18 protein-coding genes, 1 tRNA gene, 3 pseudogenes and 1 other annotated feature are annotated in these 18665 nt (G+C 37.8%); of the genes and pseudogenes, 15 read left to right on the top strand and 7 right to left on the bottom strand.

All coding sequences use genetic code 11. The features are described 5' to 3' along the window. Positions 1-7: 7 nt before the first annotated feature. Positions 8-766, top strand: a complete 759-nt coding sequence (gene hisF / locus NQU59_RS04585; RefSeq protein WP_005238260.1) for an imidazole glycerol phosphate synthase subunit HisF — start codon at positions 8-10, stop codon at positions 764-766. 308 nt (positions 767-1074) lie between these two features. On the opposite strand, the gene NQU59_RS04580 is transcribed toward hisF, so the two are convergent. Further along, positions 1075-1728 (bottom strand): sterol desaturase family protein, encoded by a 654-nt coding sequence (locus NQU59_RS04580; RefSeq protein ID WP_257065215.1) that lies wholly within the window; start codon positions 1726-1728, stop codon positions 1075-1077. 115 nt (positions 1729-1843) lie between these two features. Between NQU59_RS04580 and NQU59_RS04575 the strand changes: the two genes are divergently transcribed. Together NQU59_RS04575 and aqpZ are read left to right on the top strand one after the other, a co-directional pair. Continuing rightward, positions 1844-2851, top strand: a complete 1008-nt coding sequence (locus NQU59_RS04575; protein ID WP_257065214.1) for an AraC family transcriptional regulator — start codon at positions 1844-1846, stop codon at positions 2849-2851. 176 nt (positions 2852-3027) lie between these two features. Then, entirely contained in the window at positions 3028-3717 is a 690-nt protein-coding gene (aqpZ, locus tag NQU59_RS04570) for an aquaporin Z (protein WP_005275701.1), read from the top strand. A 50-nt stretch (positions 3718-3767) separates the two neighbouring features. Here aqpZ and NQU59_RS04565 read toward each other — a convergent pair whose 3' ends face one another. The 3 genes from NQU59_RS04565 to NQU59_RS04555 all read right to left on the bottom strand — a co-directional run bounded on the left by NQU59_RS04565 (position 3768) and on the right by NQU59_RS04555 (position 7194). Next, positions 3768-4010 carry a hypothetical protein gene (locus NQU59_RS04565; protein ID WP_016651382.1) on the bottom strand — a complete coding sequence of 81 codons (243 nt, stop codon included), beginning with the start codon at positions 4008-4010 and terminating at the stop codon, positions 3768-3770. A gap of 71 nt (positions 4011-4081) precedes the next feature. Further along, a complete protein-coding gene (locus NQU59_RS04560) occupies positions 4082-5155 on the bottom strand; it encodes a DNA/RNA non-specific endonuclease (protein ID WP_010589714.1) in 1074 nt (357 codons plus the stop codon). 158 nt (positions 5156-5313) lie between these two features. Further along, the gene (locus NQU59_RS04555) at positions 5314-7194 is read right to left on the bottom strand and encodes a potassium transporter Kup (RefSeq protein WP_257065213.1); all 1881 of its coding nucleotides are present in this window, start codon (positions 7192-7194) and stop codon (positions 5314-5316) included. A 125-nt stretch (positions 7195-7319) separates the two neighbouring features. Between NQU59_RS04555 and NQU59_RS04550 the strand changes: the two genes are divergently transcribed. Both NQU59_RS04550 and NQU59_RS04545 read left to right on the top strand, forming a co-directional pair. Then, positions 7320-7409 (top strand) — tRNA-Ser (locus tag NQU59_RS04550). A gap of 166 nt (positions 7410-7575) precedes the next feature. Continuing rightward, positions 7576-8146 (top strand): annotated as a pseudogene (locus tag NQU59_RS04545) (tyrosine-type recombinase/integrase); the annotation flags it as partial. Positions 8147-8185: 39 nt separating this feature from the next. Here NQU59_RS04545 and NQU59_RS04540 read toward each other — a convergent pair. After that, positions 8186-9405, bottom strand: a protein-coding gene (locus NQU59_RS04540) for an IS3 family transposase (protein WP_107114716.1) whose coding sequence is annotated in 2 segments (ribosomal slippage) — positions 8186-9129 and positions 9129-9405 — 1221 coding nt in all. Because the reading frame shifts where the segments join, the coding sequence is not laid out codon by codon here. After that, positions 9014-9130 (bottom strand) — a sequence feature (AL1L pseudoknot). Its footprint overlaps the gene before it by 117 nt. Before the next feature lie 50 nt (positions 9406-9455). On the opposite strand from NQU59_RS04540, the pseudogene NQU59_RS04535 reads away from it, so the two are divergent. From NQU59_RS04535 to NQU59_RS04495, 9 genes and pseudogenes are all read left to right on the top strand, one after another. Further along, positions 9456-10058 (top strand): annotated as a pseudogene (locus tag NQU59_RS04535) (tyrosine-type recombinase/integrase); the annotation flags it as partial. 151 nt (positions 10059-10209) lie between these two features. Next, a complete protein-coding gene (locus NQU59_RS04530; RefSeq protein ID WP_257065212.1) occupies positions 10210-10476 on the top strand; it encodes a hypothetical protein in 267 nt (88 codons plus the stop codon). Then, a complete protein-coding gene (locus NQU59_RS04525) occupies positions 10449-11642 on the top strand; it encodes an ATP-binding protein (protein WP_257065211.1) in 1194 nt (397 codons plus the stop codon). The genes NQU59_RS04530 and NQU59_RS04525 overlap by 28 nt, the downstream gene beginning before the upstream one ends. Positions 11643-11748: 106 nt before the next feature. Then, a complete protein-coding gene (locus NQU59_RS04520; protein ID WP_257065210.1) occupies positions 11749-11982 on the top strand; it encodes a hypothetical protein in 234 nt (77 codons plus the stop codon). 74 nt (positions 11983-12056) lie between these two features. Beyond that, complete coding sequence (locus NQU59_RS04515; RefSeq protein ID WP_161419859.1) at positions 12057-12926, top strand: IS982 family transposase; 870 nt, start codon at positions 12057-12059, stop codon at positions 12924-12926. Positions 12927-13238: 312 nt separating this feature from the next. Then, a complete protein-coding gene (locus tag NQU59_RS04510; RefSeq protein WP_257065209.1) occupies positions 13239-13583 on the top strand; it encodes an ATP-binding protein in 345 nt (114 codons plus the stop codon). A 318-nt stretch (positions 13584-13901) separates the two neighbouring features. Further along, on the top strand, positions 13902-14219 hold the full coding sequence (locus tag NQU59_RS04505) for a hypothetical protein (RefSeq protein WP_257065208.1): 318 nt from the start codon (positions 13902-13904) through the stop codon (positions 14217-14219). Between the two features lie 158 nt (positions 14220-14377). Then, positions 14378-14710: a hypothetical protein gene (locus NQU59_RS04500; RefSeq protein ID WP_257065207.1), complete on the top strand. Its 333-nt coding sequence runs from the start codon at positions 14378-14380 to the stop codon at positions 14708-14710. A 329-nt stretch (positions 14711-15039) separates the two neighbouring features. Then, positions 15040-15363 (top strand): hypothetical protein, encoded by a 324-nt coding sequence (locus NQU59_RS04495; protein WP_257065206.1) that lies wholly within the window; start codon positions 15040-15042, stop codon positions 15361-15363. Positions 15364-15482: 119 nt separating this feature from the next. Here NQU59_RS04495 and NQU59_RS04490 read toward each other — a convergent pair whose 3' ends face one another. Then, positions 15483-16262, bottom strand: a complete 780-nt coding sequence (locus NQU59_RS04490; RefSeq protein WP_257065205.1) for a phosphoadenosine phosphosulfate reductase family protein — start codon at positions 16260-16262, stop codon at positions 15483-15485. Between the two features lie 6 nt (positions 16263-16268). Here NQU59_RS04490 and NQU59_RS04485 point away from each other — a divergent pair. Further along, a pseudogene (locus NQU59_RS04485) lies at positions 16269-16808 on the top strand (IS3 family transposase); the annotation flags it as partial. Here NQU59_RS04485 and NQU59_RS04480 read toward each other — a convergent pair. Then, entirely contained in the window at positions 16805-18634 is a 1830-nt protein-coding gene (locus tag NQU59_RS04480; RefSeq protein WP_257065204.1) for a hypothetical protein, read from the bottom strand. The pseudogene NQU59_RS04485 and the gene NQU59_RS04480 sit on opposite strands and share 4 nt — an antisense overlap. Positions 18635-18665: the final 31 nt, after the last annotated feature.

Raw genomic sequence — 18665 nt, 5'->3', positions numbered from 1 at the left:
AAATTTTATGCTCGCAAAACGTATTATCCCTTGCTTAGATGTTGATAATGGTCGAGTCGTCAAAGGCGTTCAATTCCTTGATATTCGTGACGCAGGCGACCCTGTCGAAGTGGCGCGTCGATATAACGAACAAGGTGCCGATGAAATTACCTTTTTAGATATTACTGCTACCCATCATGGACGCGACACCACATATCGCACAGTAGAACGTATGGCAGAAAGCGTTTTCGTGCCATTAACCGTCGGTGGTGGTGTCCGTAAAGTTGAAGATATCCGTTTATTACTCAATGCTGGTGCCGATAAAGTCAGTATCAATTCGGCAGCGGTGTTTACCCCAGAGTTTGTGCAGGAAGCTTCACAACGTTTTGGCGCACAATGTATCGTCGTGGCGATTGATGCCAAAAAAACGGGCGAAGACAAGTGGGAAATTTTTACCCACGGTGGTCGTAAGCCAACAGGCATCGATGCGATTGAATGGGCAGTAAAAATGGCCGACTTCGGTGCAGGTGAGTTGCTGATTACCAGTATGGATGCCGATGGTACCAAAGCGGGCTATGACCTTGCCTTGATGCGTCAGATCAACGATCGCGTCAATATTCCAACTATTGCCTCAGGCGGTGTCGGAAATTTACAGCATTTGGCGGACGGCATCTTAAAAGGTGGCGCAGATGCGGTATTGGCAGCATCTATTTTCCACTTTGGTCAACATACCATTCCAGAAGCAAAACAATATCTGGCTGCACAAGGCATTGAAATGCGTCTTTAATAAAATGAACCATCAAAAGCCTCTCACTGGAGAGGTTTTTTTATTCGAACATCGCTTTATGCAGACAAAAAAATACCTTGCTAAGCAAGGTATGGAAACTGCGTTATACAACGCTAGAGGGTAAACATCACACGGTCAATTTGAACAAATTCTGAGCATTTAAAATGCTTGAGCTAAATTAGCGAGAAAATGCACAAAGATATTGACATCAAAAACCAATTTTATTGACAATTTACGACATGAGCTTTTTTTTGCCACGAGGATGCGTCAATAAAAACAAGGCTTCCCTCGATTATTGCTCTTTAAATTCAGGCGACTGATTCTTGTGCTTCCTTCGGCGGTGTTGTCACGCTCGGCGCCTCGACCAATTTTGGCTTTTGTTCTACCCATTTTACTGGAAAAACGGCTTCCACCGCTTGGGTCAGTGCTTTAGACAATGCTGCTGGTAAGGGGATACCCAGTGGATTGGCCTCTTTTAAATCGGCCGAAGACACCACACGTGTCCCCATCACATAATCAAACCATGGACGGGTTACACACCAGTTGGCATCCTGATTGGAGTTCATATGATGGTCATAATGCCAAGGAATGGTGCGTTTGGCCCAATCAGGTTCCAGATGCGCACGACGATGTACATAATAATAATTGCCTGCACTATACAACGCCGCCAAAGACATACCTTTCGAGAAAGGATAAAACGCCACACTGGCTACCCCTGCCACCACCGCCAATGACATGATTTCATTACGGGTCCGCCAATGCTCGACCCCTTCCACATAGCAATCATCCGAAAACTGCTGTTTACGTACTTCCCGATGATGCGCCCAATGTGACTCCATGCTCTTTGGCACAGGGCTATAACGCGGCTGCCCAGAGCGATGTACCCCGTGCAAAATATATTTATGTGCAAACCATTCAAATGCATTGGCAACTGCCAAACCTGCAATAAAACCCTTGATCATGGTTTTCTCCCAATGTTTCCTTATTTTTATTCAAGATATAAATTTTTGTAGGCGAAGTATTGACGATACGATATATTTATATTGACAAAACACGACAATATCAGGAGTGGACAGGATGTCTCAACTCAAGAACTATACTGGCTCTGTTTTTGGGGGGTTGGGGCATTTATTAAAAGCCTATTGCGAGGCAAAAAACATTGTGATTCCTGAACAATTACAACAGGTTCAGAATCAGGAACGCTTTGATTACGTGATCTGGCGTGACCTGCTCGAAAACCTGAACCAGCACCATCCAAAAGTTGGTTTAGGCCTAGAAATCGCAGAATATGTACAACCCAAACATTTGGGGATCATTGCCTATCTGGCCCTGTCCTGTGAAAATCTAGGCGAAGCGTTGGCGCGTTATCATGATTTTCATCGCCTGATTTATGATGGCAGCCCGCTGGTGGTCGAGTTTAGTCATCCCTATGGCTCTATCCGCTGGGAAGCACCTGAACTACATCCGACCCAATTGACCGATGAAATTGCAATTGCACTAATGGTGCAGTTTCTTAAACTGTTTATGTCAGGTGACCGAATTCATCTACATGAAGTCCATTTTGTGAATGCCGCGCCTAAAAACATGAGCGTCTATGAACAATATTTCCACTGTAAAGTCCGTTTTGAACAGCCGAAAACCCAATTATTAATCCCCATCAGTGAGGCGTTTAAACCCTTACGTACAGGCGATCATACCTTACAACAACTGCTCTTACAGCAAGCCCAGGCCTTGCTGGACAAGCTGCCGAATTCCACCCAACTGGATCAACGCCTGCAACATGCAATTTTGACTGGACTACAAAAAAACCAATATCAACTCGATTTTATCGCTGAAAAACTCGGCCTGTCCGTGCGTCAGTTACAGCGTCATTTACAGCAACAACACAGCACCTTTCAGGAAAGGGTACAGCAAGTACGCTTTATGCTGGCGACTGAATATTTGAAAGATCCTCATCTGAGTTTGCAAGAAATCGCGCTACTGCTCTGCTATTCTGAACAGAGTGCTTTTCAACGTGCTTTTAAGATTTGGACGGGACAAACCCCGCAACAGTGGCGAAACAACAACACAACTTACAATTCTTAATAAAACAACTTAAGAACTAACGGTTTCGCAACTGATCGATTTGATTGCACGTTTTATATAAGAGCCTATATACCTATGTGAATTAGTTCACAATTTTTTCACAAGGGTTAAACATATCCATAATAAATTTTGGATGCTTGCTTTTTTATTTTTTTAGAATTGGTGTGGTGATAACAATGAACAAATATTTAGCAGAATTTCTCGGAACCTTTTGGCTTGTTTTCGGTGGTTGTGGTAGTGCTGTACTTGCAGCTGCATTTCCAGAACTTGGGATTGGCTTCTTAGGTGTTGCATTTGCGTTTGGTTTAACTGTTTTAACCGGTGCTTATGCATTCGGTCATATTTCTGGAGCACATTTTAACCCAGCCGTCAGTGTCGGTTTATGGGTCGGTGGGCGTTTAGATGCCAAAGACTTGGTTCCATATATTATTTCTCAAGTCATTGGCGCAACTTTTGCAGCATTCGTGCTGTACATTATTGTACAAGGCCAAGCTGGCTTCGCAGGGACAGGTGGTTTTGCAACCAACGGTTATGGCGAACTCTCTCCAAACCATTTCTCTATCGCATCTGCGTTCCTGATTGAAGTGGTACTGACCGCGGTATTCTTAATCATTATCTTATTATCTACGCATAAAAATGCACCTGCTGGCTTTGCTCCAATCGCGATTGGTTTGACGCTCACGGTGATCCATTTGATCAGTATTCCAGTGACCAATACCTCGGTCAACCCAGCGCGTAGTACAGGTGTGGCTTTCTTTGCTGAAACCGCTGCTCTCGGTCAACTTTGGTTGTTCTGGGTTGCGCCAATTATTGGTGCCATCATTGGTGCAGTGATCTATAAAGTGGTAAGTAGCGAGAAAAACTAAGCTCGAAACAGCCCATAAAAAAACAGCCTGTAACGGCTGTTTTTTTTTATTTATAGAAAAGGATTTTCAATATCCTGTTCAGGCTGACGTTCAATCTGTTCAGGCAAATCTTGCTGCTCTAATGCAGTAACCACATCATTGATAAAATTTTGCAGTGCCTTCGCAGTTTTTAGACCGGCCTGATCTTTGGTAATCTGCAAATTACCATAGAGACTGACACAATCGACCTGATTTTCTAAGGTCAGATCATAGATCGCAGACGACTCATCGCCCTGTTCAAACGGTTTAAACATGTTTTTCTCTCATTGTTCTTGTCTATCCCACAACATGAGCCAAGCACGCGGACATTGCAAGATGTTCTACATTATCTCAACATTTGTAAAAAATATTGCACCAAGGCATTTACCAGCTGGTTGATCAAGGCTTGTTTGGTCTCTTCATCAATTTGCGGGAATTTACTGTCAGGTGCCTCGGTTGGCTGTGAGCTAAATTCACGCTGCTGCGCTTGAATGGCATCGGTCTTGGCTTCTTCCGCACATTGACTTCGCCCATCCCAATGCAAATAGCTAATGTCTTTGTTCGGCTTCACTTGCTGCGCAGATACTGGCAGCTGGTACACATTACGCTTTTGCTGCTCAGTCAGTTGTGGAAATAGGTTGATGCCCAGTTTTTCTTCGAGATAGCAAACACTGACCACTTCGACCTTTAAAGAATTATTGTTTGGCGCGTAATAGGCACCAATAATGCCCTGCTTGGGTAAATATACCGCTTTATAGACCGCTGTTGGGACAATCACCCCTTGACCAATGGTTTTCAGGCGTTTGCCTTCAAATACAGGACCTGTCAGGACGTAAGCATCTTTATGCTGTTTGGTCACCATCGAACGCACCGCTTCTTCTAATTTGCGCCAGACTTCCTGATTGTTTTTCGGTGCTTGTGGCACCATATTGGCTAAAGAAAAGCTGTCATATTGCGATGCGGTATTACTCATATCACCATTCGGTGCCATATGACCACGGTCGTAGCCCGAACCACGATAATCCGATAATAAAGCACGATGTTGCAGCTTCACCCGGGTTTCTTCATGGAAATTGTCTTCACGTTTAATTTTGACACTAAGACGTTCAGGGGTCAGATACTCTGCTGACCATAATGGTGTTTTGGAAAGACCAGAATACATCACACTAAAATCATTAAAACACAGTGCATAGCTGTCTTTTTTCAGGCTGTCTCTGCTCAATAACGGTGGAACGTCACGATAAAACTGTTTCAAACATGCGCTATTACTAGATTGAAATGGCATCAACTTCGAAATTTTTTCACTGCCAAATGCGATCGCAAAACTGCCTGTTGCGACCAATGCCAACATCATCTTTCCAACATGTTGGCTCAAAAATGCAAATGGGCTTTTACTCTTTCGGGTTGGTTTCTTTGCCATAACTACATCAAAATCAATATGAACGCGCAGCTTAACAACTCAAAAGCCCTGTGTACATTGAGTTTCAGCCCAGAGCGACATTTTATGTCGCAAATCTGTACACTCAGGCAACAGACAATAAAAAAGGCACCCGAAAGTGCCTTTTTTATTGTTTTTATTTAAATTTCAATCTGACTGCCCAGTTCCACCACACGGTTGGTCGGGATCTGATAAAAGTCACTGACCGGGCTGGTATTACGCTGCATCGAAATAAACAGTTTTTCACGCCACGGCGACATGCCATCCCCCACGGTATGCACGATACGGTCACGTGAAATAAAGAAGCTCATTTGCATCATATCAAACTCAAAATCCAGTGCTTGATAAGCTTGTGCCAAAGCAACGGGAATATTCGGCTGATCTTTAAAACCGTAATACACATAGATACGATAAAAATGCTCGTCCAGTTTTTCAACTTTCAGGCGATCTTCATCAGTCACATACGGAATATCTTGAGTATAGACCGTCACCATCACATTACGCTCATGCAGCACCTTATTGTGTTTGATGTTATGCAACATCGCATGCGGCACAATGTTTGGCGTACCCGTCAGGAAAATCGCCTCACCCGGTACAAAATGGGTTTCTTTGCTCATCCCAATACTCTGGATAAATAATTCAATCGGTAAGGCATTGGTTTCCATGCGGTTGTAGACAATTTCACGACCACGTTTCCATGTCATCAAGATGGTAAACACGGCCACACCGATCAAGATTGGCACCCAGCCGCCTGACAGGATTTTTAATGAGGTTGAAGCAACGAAAACTAAATCGATTGCAAGGAACGGCACCGCAAATAATGCCACTTTCCATACTGGCCAACGCCAAACCCCATAAGCCAAAGTCGAGATCAAAATCGTACCGCAGAGCATGGTCATGGTCACGGCTACACCATAAGCACTGGCCAATTCCGCACTGCTTTCAAACAGTAAAATCAGGATCACCACCGAGATGAAGAGCACCCAGTTGATGAAAGGCAGATAGATCTGACCTTGTTCCACATCTGAAGTGTGGTGTACGGTTAGGCGCGGCAAATAACGTAACTGAATAGCTTGGTTTGCCATCGAGAATACGCCCGTAATCACCGCTTGAGATGCAATCACGGCTGCGGCTGTTGCCAAACCGATCATTGGGAATAAAGCCCAATCAGGAACCAGTAAATAGAACGGGTTTTCAATGGCTTTGGCATCACGTAACAGCAATGCCCCTTGCCCTGCATAATTCAGTAATAAGCAAGGAAGAACCACACAGAACCAGGCCAGTTTAATCGGCACGCGCCCAAAATGGCCCATATCGGCATACAGTGCTTCACCACCAGTCATGGTCAGAATCACTGCGCCCATGGTGATAAAGGCAACTGTTGGTTGATCAAAGACAAAATGGAATGCCCAATAAGGGTTAATCATCATCAACACATATGGGGTTTGAATGATGCTCCATAGCCCAATCAGACCAATGGACGCAAACCATAATAAGGTAATTGGCCCAAAGAATTTGCCCATGGTGGCGGTACCATGCCGTTGTACCATAAACAGTGCAGTCAGGATGCCTAAAGCAATCGGCACCAACCAACGATCTAAAGCAGGCGTCACCAGACTCAGACCTTCAATCGCTGACAGTACAGAAATGGCCGGGGTAATGATCCCGTCACCAAAGAATAGCGATGCACCGATAAAACCCAATGCAATCAGGAAGATTTTATTTTTGTTGCTAAAAACGGTAGAACGCAGGTTCAGTGCAAGCAAGGACATAATCCCGCCTTCGCCGTTGTTGTCTGCGCGCATGATCATCGACACATATTTAAAACTGATGGTCAGGTTCATACACCAGAAGATCAGGGAAAGAATACCTAAGATCGATCCTTCGCTGATATCAACATGTCCTGTGACAAAGCATTGCCGTATCGCATAGAGGGGACTGGTTCCAATGTCTCCAAATACCACCCCTAATGCTGCCAGCGTCATCGCGGGCAAAGCGGCTTTTTTTGCAGTACTTTGCATATTATGTCGTCTTCAAAATAGAACGTTATATGGCGCAATATTATCACTAGCCAAAAAGTTTTTCTGCAAATCTGTTCGACTACAACTTGGCAGCGTGCATTTTTTTGGTTACTATCGCACACCTTGGTGAGGTGTCCGAGTGGCTGAAGGAGCACGCCTGGAAAGTGTGTATACGTTTGCGCGTATCGAGGGTTCGAATCCCTCTCTCACCGCCAGAATTTTTTATTCATGTGATTACATGAAATGAGAAAGCTTAAATCTAAAGGGTTTAGGCTTTTTTTATTGCCTTATGTTTTCTAATTGACTCTATTAAATCCTAAATTTACTGGGGATATAATAAATTCCCCCCATTTTTATACCCCCAAATTTCCACGGGAAGCGCTGCAATACTTACAGTATGCTCAGGTTAGAAAGATCGAACCATTATTAGAAAAGAAAACCAAATATTCTGATGAAAAAGGCATATCTGGAAGCCATGCCATCAGGTGGTATACATTAGCGTATGAAATTTCGCTTCAATGGCAAAGAAAATATTTTTAGTATTGGTTCATATCCTGACACCACACTTGCCCAAGCAAGAAGAATTCGTGATGAAACACGCTTAAACTTAAAAGATGGAATTAATCCAAACGAAGCGAAGAAACAAAAAAAATTGCAGGTCGATGAAAATACACTTTTCAGAGCACTTGCAATGGAATGGATGGAAGACCGTAAAGCAGTGATTAAAGAAGCGACCTATTTACGCGATTTATCGGTATTTGAAAAAGACCTTTTCCCAGCCCTAGGTAATATGCCAATTGATCAAATCAAAGGTAAAGACGTATTAGCTTGCGCCAAGAAAATTGAAGAGCGTGGTGCGCTGGAAATGGCGAAACCCTCAATCCCTTTAACTAGTCGAATTTTTCGTTTTGCTATCCGTAAAGACATTATTGAAAATGATCTAACACCTCACTGAACCGTACCGGGTTTGTCGGAGACTTTTTTATTTAAGTTAGGCCACCTGACCTAACGGGTTAATCTTATCATAGTACATTGCTTCAAACTCAAAAGGCGATACATAACCCAGTGCACTGTGTACACGCTTTTTATTGAACCAATCTACCCAGTTTAGTGTCGCAAGTTGTACATCTGCTAAACCTTGCCAATCTGCTTTTAAATATTCAATCACCTCTGTTTTGTATAAGCCATTCACCGTTTCAGCCAGAGCATTATCGTATGAATCACCTGTCGTACCGACTGATGCTCGTAAATTTGCAGCATCTAAACGATTGGTATAGCGAATAGAAAGATATTGAACACCTCTATCGGAATGATGAATCACATTCTTTGGCATGCCTCGATCGTGCAATGCTTGCTCCAATGCATCGAGCACCATATCTGTATTCATCCGTGTAGATACTTTCCATCCAACAATTGCTCGTGAGAACACATCAATAATAAAGGCGGTATAGACCCAGCCTGAATGTGTTTGAATATACGTAAAGTCACTGACCCATAATTGGTCAGGTCGATCAGCACTAAAATTCCGTTTCACTAAATCATCTGCTCGTTTTTGATCATCTCGGCTACGGGTGGTTTGTTTATTCTTACCACGCCAAACACCTTGTATACCTAGCTTTTGCATCAATCGAGCAACTGTACAACGTGCAATAACATAACCCTCACGTTTCAATTTTTGCCAAACTTTACGTACACCATATCGACCTGAACTTTCTTTCCAAATACGTTTGATTTGCTCTGCATGATGTAAATCATGCAGAGCACGTTTCGCTCGATGTTCTGGGTTATCAACGAAATCTAAAGCCCGATAATAGGTCGAAGCTGCAATCGGTAAAATTCTACAAATCGCTTCAACACCATATAACGCCTTATTGTTATGGATAAAATCCACCATTATTTGTGTGGGCGGTCGAGCTCCGCCTGGGCGAAAAAAGCGGCTGCTTTACGTAGAATTTCATTGGCACGTTTTAATTCTTTAATTTCACGTTCCATTTGCTTCATTTTTTCTTGGTCAGATACCTGTTGTACTTTGGCGGGATTTTGTTGATCTAAGTATTTTTGATACCAAACACGAAGTGTTTCAGGAGTACAGCCAATTTTAGGAGCAATTGCGGAAACTGCTGCCCAATTCGATGGATAATCTTTTTCAGATTCAATTAGTAATTGAACCGCTCTTTCTCTAATTTCGGGGGTATAGTTTGGTTTTTTCATCGGAATAGTCTCTCAGAATATTGAGTCTCCGACAAACCCGGTACGGTTCACACCTTCAAGAAGCCTTAAAGCCTCGTAAAGTGAAGCATATGGCTCGATTGGATATTTCAGGGTTTCCTCCCTTTCTTGAACGCATGGACCGTTATCATGGCAATCCAGTGATCAAGACTGCACTTCAGTTGATGACTCTAACTTTTGTACGGACTGCTGAACACAGAATGATGGAGTGGAGTGAAATCGATTTTGAGAACAAGATATGGCGTATACCAGCCGAAAAAATGAAAATGGCTTTGCCTCATCTCGTTCCATTATCTACGCAAGCAATCGAACTACTAGAAAGCTTATTACCACTCACAGGCAGAAAGCCCTATGTTTTTTATAATCACAGCACAGCCAAACCTATGAGTAGTAATGCAATTTTGTATGTGATCCGCACAATGGGCTATAACGGTAAAATGACGGGTCATGGCTTCCGTGGGCTTGCCTCTACGACCTTACATGAGCAGGGTTATATGCATGATGCAATTGAAATTCAGCTAGCTCATAGAGTGGGTAATGCTGTTTCCCAAGCTTACAATCATGCACAACATCTAGAATATCGAATAAAGATGATGCAGGAATGGTCTGATTTTATTGATGGGTTGAGAAAATAGTTCAATTTATTCAGACAACTAAGATCTTAAACAAACAAAGAGAAAAGGTGTTCCTAAATTCAATTTTTTGTATGATGATGTAATCAAACATTTTGATTAAAATGTTTGATATGATGCTTTCATTTAAATATATAAAATTATAGGTTATTTTATGGCTATTACTTTTAAAATAGCAGCTAGAACTCTCAGACACCTTGGAGCTGAGCTTATCACATCTGAAGAAATGGCCTTAAACGAATTAATGAAGAATTCTTTTGATGCACATTCTGAAGATGTCAAAATTAAAATTAAATACCCAATGAGCCTAGACTATTTAGAAACCCTTTTGGCTAAAAATTTCAACAAACAAGATATTGATAAAAAAAGATTATTAGCTCAATTCAACTCAACATGCAAAAATACACAGCCAATGATTTAAAAATTGATGAGGATTTTTATAACAATCCATTTATTGAAGAAATCAATAATATTCTAGAAAAAATCAATTCGTTCAATAATAAAGAAGAGTTTGAAAATTTTATTATAGAAAATATCCAAAAACTGAAAAAAAGGTTCTATTCGATTCAAATAATAGACACGGGCAAGGGAATGACTAGAGAAGAATTAGAAGAAGTCTTCTTAGTGATAGGCACTCCATATAAATTAAATAAGGCAGAAGAAAATGGACGTGTTCTACTAGGAGAAAAAGGTATTGGCAGACTCTCAATGATGAAATTAGGGAATAAAGCTAAAGTTATTACAAAAACCTCTAATGACAAGATTGGTAATAGTATAATTTTTGATTGGAATAAATTTGACAACCCCAATATTGCGTTAACAGATATTGAGCTTACTGCAAATGAAATAGAATGTGATTTTCAACATGGAACAAAAATTATAATTACAGATTTATTATCCCACTGGGATTTAAAAAAGACACAAATATTTGTAGAAGATTATATACGTAGGTTAAGAAATCCATTTTCTGCAGATAAGAAAAATTTTCCTATTAATATTTATCAAAACAATAAGAGATTAAGACTAACAAGTATTCCAATTTGGCTAACTGAGCAGGCCAATTTTAGGGCAGAGTACATATTTGACCCAAGTTCAAATGATGTAAGTAAACCATGGTTGGAAGGAAAGGTAACATGGAAAGATCATAATTCAGCTGAAACACGAACTTGGTTTGGTCATGAATTAATTAATATATTAGGCGAGGAAAAAGATGAGGACTATATAAACTATAGTGCTATCTTAAAATCTTTGGGGAAATTTAATGTTACTTTATATTGGTTTAATAGGAAAGATCTTACAGCAACTTTAGATAAAACACTTCGCATGATAAAAAGTGAATTAGATAAATGGGTAGGTGGGATTAGCATATATCGAGACAATTTCCGTATTGGATTTACAGGTGGGTTAAATGATGATTGGTTAGAATGGGATAATCAGGCATTAAGAGGACAAGGTTATACCTTAAATAGATACCAAACAGTTGGCGCTTTAGAAATTTCTAAAATTGAAAATCCTAAATTACAAGATACAGCTAATCGACAAAGCCTCACAGAATCTAATGAATTTAAAATACTAAAAAATTATTAAGTGAGACATTACGTCAAGATTTACTGAAACATATTCATGCATATAAGTCTGTCCAAGAAATATTTCTACAAACTGACCTAGATAAAAAGTTAATTCATCTGGACTTTTGATTAAAAAGCAGAAAAAACTTAACCAAAATCTCAAAAAACTTAATGACGAAGACAATAAAGATATAGAAGAAATCCAACAATTAATTAAAAATCAAAATGAAATTATAGGTGGACTAAACACACGAATACATAATCTATCCGAAAAAAGCACAGAAATACTTGAACTAGCTAATTTAGGACAAATGGCAGATATTATTGCTCATGAACTATCTAACCCGAATCGCGGATAAGAAATTGACTTGAAAAATAAGAGGACTAGAGCCATCAGTTGAGTTACCACACCAAACTCACAACTCTAGTCCTGATGTTCAATAGTACCGAATTATTCTGCGTAATTGATGATTTTTTTCTTAAATTTGAATCAACTTATTGGGAGTTTCTCAAACAAAACTGTGGTTCCTTAAGAATCAGAACTGCTCAACTCAAAATTTCAGAAATCTGCTTTATTGCCATTTGGTACAAATGCTCTCATTTCAATAATTTCAAAGCCTTTTTCACCTGGTTAAAAGAAGATAAAAGCCATTTATTTAAGTACTTGCCTTGCTATCAAAGGATGATTCATCTGATCAATATGCACCAATTGGCCCTACACGCTTTACATGTGGCGCTGATGAAAGACCAAACTACACAATATTTATGGATTGATTCAACAACTCTGCCAGTTTGTAAAAATCAACGGATTCAGCGTCATAAATCATTAGTCCAAATTGCATCACGTGGTAGAAGCTCAATGGGCTGGTTTTATGGCTGTAAATTACATATTGCGATGAATCAATTTGGTGAAATTGCCTGTTCTGCTTTATCGAATGGACATGTTGCTGACATAAAAATGGTTGAGCAATTGGTTGCTGGTATAGAAGCAAAACTTTACGGGGATCGAGGTTACATCAGCCAAGAATTAAAAATCAGATTGAAAGATCAAGGTATTGATTTAATTACTTATCATCGAAAGAATATGCAGGCTATTCAACTCTGTGCATCAGATGAATATCACCTAAGACAACGCAATAAGATAGAAACATTATTCAGTTTATTGAAGGGGCAATACAATTTAGTGACGAGTAAAGCACGTAGTATTCATGGATTTCTTGGAGGAATTTATGCCTCGCTATGCGCATATCAATTAACCCATCAAAATAAGCCAACAATTCAAATTAAGGAATCATCGGCTTAAGCAGGATCCGGGTTATCTAGAATTACAGAAAATACTTCTGATTTACTTACACAGTTACATAATGAAGAAAATACACCAAAACAAGTAGAACTTATAATAAAAGAATTAAAGAAACAAATAGATGCAACACATAAGAGAATTAGAAGCATTGATATACTTAGCCCAGCTAGTAAGAAAGATAATGAAGAATTTAATATTACAGCCCAATTAAATACTATTCTTGAAGGTTATCAACCTAAGTTTAAAAGACACAATATCACTGCGAAATTATTTGTTGATGGAAAGACTGAACTAAAACCTGTACAAGTCATCATGGTTAGAGGTCTAGTTGCCCAAATTTTAGAAAATCTTTTAGTTAATTCCGTTTATTGGTTGCAACAAGGTTTAAAGTCAGGTGAATATCAGGCTGAAATCAACATTGAAATTGATAGTAAAGCTCGTGTAATTTTTATTAGTGACAATGGCCCAGGTATTGATCCTCATTATAAAGAGGATGTCTTTAAGCCTTACTTTTCAAATAAGAAAAAAGGGAAAGGACTTGGATTATATATTGCATCAGAAATTGCAAAATATCACTCTTCCAAGCTTTATCTAGATGATGAAGTTGAGAAGGATGGACGTTTAAGAACATTTATTATCGAATTACCAAACTTTTAATATATATTTAGAGATGAAATTGTGAAAAATAAGATATTAATTATTGATGACGAAATTAACGGATTGCGCCCTGAAATGTATATGGAATATGCTGAGGATTTTTCTTAAATCTTACAGATCCAGATCAAGAGGAAACCATTGAGTTATATGAGTTTATTAAAAACATCCTGATGACTTCCAACTAAGATCTTTAGCCGAACTAACGCAGCTATCTCCTCAAAAATTATTTAATGATTATTTCAATAAAGATTTTTTTAGAGAAAAAGTCTACCTATTTTCACATCTTCGCTTGAAACAATTTATTCAAATAATGACTCTTTGTTAAAAGTTAAAACTATTATTAAATCATCATTCCCAGAAAATGATTATGATTTAAATTTTAAAGAAGATGTTCCTACTAAAAGCGAAATAGATAATTTACAAGATTATGCTCTTTTGATTGTAGATTTAAGACTTAAAGATACATACTCTAAAGATTTCCTTAAAAGCATTTCTGAACTTGAGAACTTACCTCCTATAATTTTAATTTCTTCTCACTTTAATACTGAACAATACAAATTAAGTGATTACTTTGAGGAAACACATATTAGCTCAACAGGCTTAACATTATTATCAAAATCTGACTTAAAAATTTAGAAAATGGTGCTATCAAATTAAAATTATTAGCAGATCAATTAATTTCTCAAAGAGACATCTCCAACAACACTAAAAACTTAATAAAAACATGGGATAATGTATTAGAGAATGCTAAAAATGAGTTCTCAAAGATTTTATGGAAACTCGATGCTACCATTATGGAGAGAATTCATACTGACTCTGTAGATGACCATGTCTTATTTAGTGATATGATAAATAACTTTTTAATTAAAGAATTACTTTGGAATATTGAAGAATCTGAAACACTAAAAGAATCTACAAAAAAATTAGAAGAATCTTTTATTAGTAAAAACAATAGAATGTTAGCATATGAGTCTGATATTAATGCTCATCGCACCCTCCTTTCTCATCACTTTTACACGGGTGGTAGTTCAAATGAAATTGATTTACTTAATGCATACTGTAAATATCCTAGTGGAAAAACAAAAAGTAAAACTAAAATTTTAGATTTTTTAAACAAAATCTATTAACCATTTTTCCTTTTGGTGGAATTTTTGTGATTACAAGACGAATACTATTTGGATTAATATTACACAGCAATGTAACTTAACTGGAATATATAGAGAAGAGAAACATGCGCTTAACTCTTTATTATTTATTAAAGCAGATATTCTACAACTAAGAAATTCTGATTATATACCGTATAATTCTAAATCTTTAGTATCAATTTTACACAAAAAACTTTAACAGAAATTACAGAATTTATTGACATAAATCCAAATTCAAAACATTTATTAAGTTGCTCCCTTGATGATTTTATTGATTTAATCAAAAAAGTAACTTAAAATTGATTGGTCGCATGCGATCTGAACACGTTATATCCCTTCAACAAGATACAGCATTAACAATTTTAAAGCCCGCTCAAACACGCATTAGCCGTTTAGGGTCTTGTAAGTTTAATATAACCTTATTAAAGAACGATAAAACATTTGAAAATTTCCCTCATGCTAAAAACGGACAGGAAATAATTGCTATTAAAGATGACAAATATATACCATCAGATAGATTAGCTATTGATATCTCAATCTGGTTGAAAGTCCATTTACCAAATTTAGATCTTAGTCCTAAGCAAATCCTAGATGAAATAATGCAACCAAAAAAAATTGATAGTATAAAAACTTAAAAGGTTTTGATCTTTTAGTTAAAGATTCAAAATTTAAAATACCTGAACCCAATGATAGAAAACATTCTTTAATCATTAGGATTGAAAGATGAGCCATCAAGTACTTATTAGAGTGTAGATTACTTATGACAAACTAGACAAGCTCCTCCTCCCTCCTCCTCAAAATATAGCTCATCGATATCTACCATATCGATGAGCTGAGGACGTAAAGGATTTATTTTTTTCCGTTTCTGCATCTTTGCTTGTCTTTTCTCAAATTCTGATTTAATTGCAGCTACACGTTCTGGTTTTTCTAAATCAGCCAATGACTCACCTTGAGTCCAGGTAAATGGTGATCCAGAATCTATAGCTAGTTTTTCATAAGCCTTTGCTTCCTCAAAAGCTTCTGGATGAATTTCTCTTAGACGAACCCATTCAATTTTTTGTTGAAAAAAACAAAATGTACATCCACTTCTTGAACGCCAAGAATAATATTCTGGTAATCCTAATCCAACATTTTCAAGAATCTCTATGACACTTGGTTTATCGATACCATCTTCTCTGAATGGTAAAATAACTTTTAGATTTTTATGATCTGAAATAAGACCTGTTCGATGTTCTTCATCAGCTCTAATCGCAACATAACTATAAACTGTATCTCCTTTATCTAACCAAGGTTTGATCCATTTTTTAAATGGGGTTAATTTCAACTGACGAGTACACCAACGAGTTTGAGCACTTGGTAAATAATGATTGTATTGTTTTAGCCAAAAATCAAAATCTCGATCACCATTAATAAATTCAATTTCCTGCCCTAAAACTGCCTCCAAGCGATCTAAAAAGGCATAAACTTCTGGTAACTCTTTACCAGTATCTGTAAAAAAATAACGAAGATTAATTTCAGGGTGAAACTGGCTCATGTATAGAAACGGAATTTTAGTGCTGATCGACCTGACCAATTATGGGTCAGTGACTTTACGTATATTCAAACACATTCAGGCTGGGTCTATACCGCCTTTATTATTGATGTGTTCTCACGAGCAATTGTTGGATGGAAAGTATCTACACGGATGAATACAGATATGGTGCTCGATGCATTGGAGCAAGCATTGCACGATCGAGGCATGCCAAAGAATGTGATTCATCATTCCGATAGAGGTGTTCAATATCTTTCTATTCGCTATACCAATCGTTTAGATGCTGCAAATTTACGAGCATCAGTCGGTACGACAGGTGATTCATACGATAATGCTCTGGCTGAAACGGTGAATGGCTTATACAAAACAGAGGTGATTGAATATTTAAAAGCAGATTGGCAAGGTTTAGCAGATGTACAACTTGCGACACTAAACTGGGTAGATTGGTTCAATAAAAAGCGTGTACACAGTGCACTGGGTTATGTATCGCCTTTTGAGTTTGAAGCAATGTACTATGATAAGATTAACCCGTTAGGTCAGGTGGCCTAACTTAAATAAAAAAGTCTCCGACAAACCCGGTACGGTTCACCTCTTAGTAACTCTATTGTTGTATCCCAAAGATAAAAAATCGATGAATTATCTTCCTGCGCTGGTATTACAAATTTCCAAACTCCATGTTCATTTTTATGAATTTTCTGACTTTTAATAACTGTTTTATACAAACTAGCTGAAGCAGATGTACCATCCAAATTGAGATTTTCAACGCCATTGAAAAATAACATTGCTTTCATCAAGTCTTTTATTGCTTTACTTGCTGGCACGGAATAGGCATCTCGATTCACTATTTCGCTATGAACCACAGGTACATACGCATAAACTTTATCAGCAATATCTGATGCTAATTTAGATAAATTTCCTTCATATTTATGAGAATTATGATCAAACCAAATACTGTTATTAAACTCATTCTTAAATTTATTTGATAATACATTTCTTAATGAACTTAGCCTTGCATCAACTTCTCTTAATGCAATACTATCCGATTGAAGTTCAAGCTTATTTTTTTTCAACCACTCCAAAGCTTTCAGCTCTTTAAGTAAATCAACTATTTGACTTTCGAATCTTGCTACCGCAATTAAGTTATCTTCTCGTTCTTCTTGAGAAAGCTTCTTTGCTACATTCAATAATTGCTTTTCCGAATAATATTTATTAGGCAATACTAAAACGAAACTGCCTTCCTTCTTATTTTTAAAATCATTCCTTTCCCTAAACTCTTTTAAATTATTCTCAAAAACAATATTTTTATTCATCCATCGCATTGCTCCAGTTTCCCAATAATGACGTGAAGCAATCACAGGTACAGTATCTAATAAAGTCTGTAATTCAGAGATGCTGACATCACCCTGAATAGCTAAAACTTTATTTACTTCTTCATCGATATTGAAGTCACTACCAGCATAGATCCCCCAAGTGTTTAAATGACGTCTAAATATTAATATAGATGCAGATTCTAGAGCCTTTAAAATTTCTAGAATTGAGTGGATAGGAATCTGAGGGAAGCAAGTTTCTATAATTGATTGAGTAGATAGTATATTAACGCCATCTTTTAATAATCCTATAACAGCCACCGCTTTTACTATCTTTACGTGATCCGAGGGAAACTGTGACTGTGCTCTTTCAACTGCATTAACATTTAATGCCCATTTATGCCCATCTGATGAAGAGAGAATCATAGACTCTAAATTTGCTTGTAAGTAGTCCCAAAGCATATCTGGAGAATAATAGCTTTCTTCAGCCAATGGTAAATTTTGCAAAACATCGCGAAACCCTAACATTTCATACGATGATAGAAAACTAAATATACTTCGCTCATTTTGACCAAACTGTTTTCTTGAAAGTGAGCTTAGTAAGGTTACTGTTACTGGATGTAGAGGCCAACACTCATGAAGAATTTTAGCTTTATTTTCTAATTTAGAGATATGGCTAGCATTATAAGCAGCTATATAACTCTCTACTACTTTAAGTTTATTTTCAGGCTTATAATTAGTTAAAATGGCCTTACTAATCAGGTTTATATTTTCATCAATACTACTAACTAATGGTAGATCTGTATATCTTCCTTGAACTTTAATCCACTCTTGTTGCTTCACTAATCCAAGATGTCTTGCATACTCACCAAATGCTTGGTGCAAAATACCGACAACAACTATTTTCTTTTTTGCTCTTGCAGTTTTTTCAGCTAATTCTTGATAAAAACCAATATCTTGATTCTGATACGCATCATATTCTAAGAATTTACCTAATTCATCAATAATGAGAATACTACCCTCAATGTGATTCTGTTCTTCAATATACTCAATGTATAAATCAATCAAATCTGATCGTTTTTTAACCTTCAAAACTGTT

The sequence above is a fragment of the Acinetobacter colistiniresistens genome (assembly GCF_024582815.1).
Taxonomy (GTDB): domain Bacteria; phylum Pseudomonadota; class Gammaproteobacteria; order Pseudomonadales; family Moraxellaceae; genus Acinetobacter.
The sequence above is the reverse complement of the archived record's forward strand: the minus strand, read 5'-3'. Positions and strand labels throughout refer to the sequence as shown.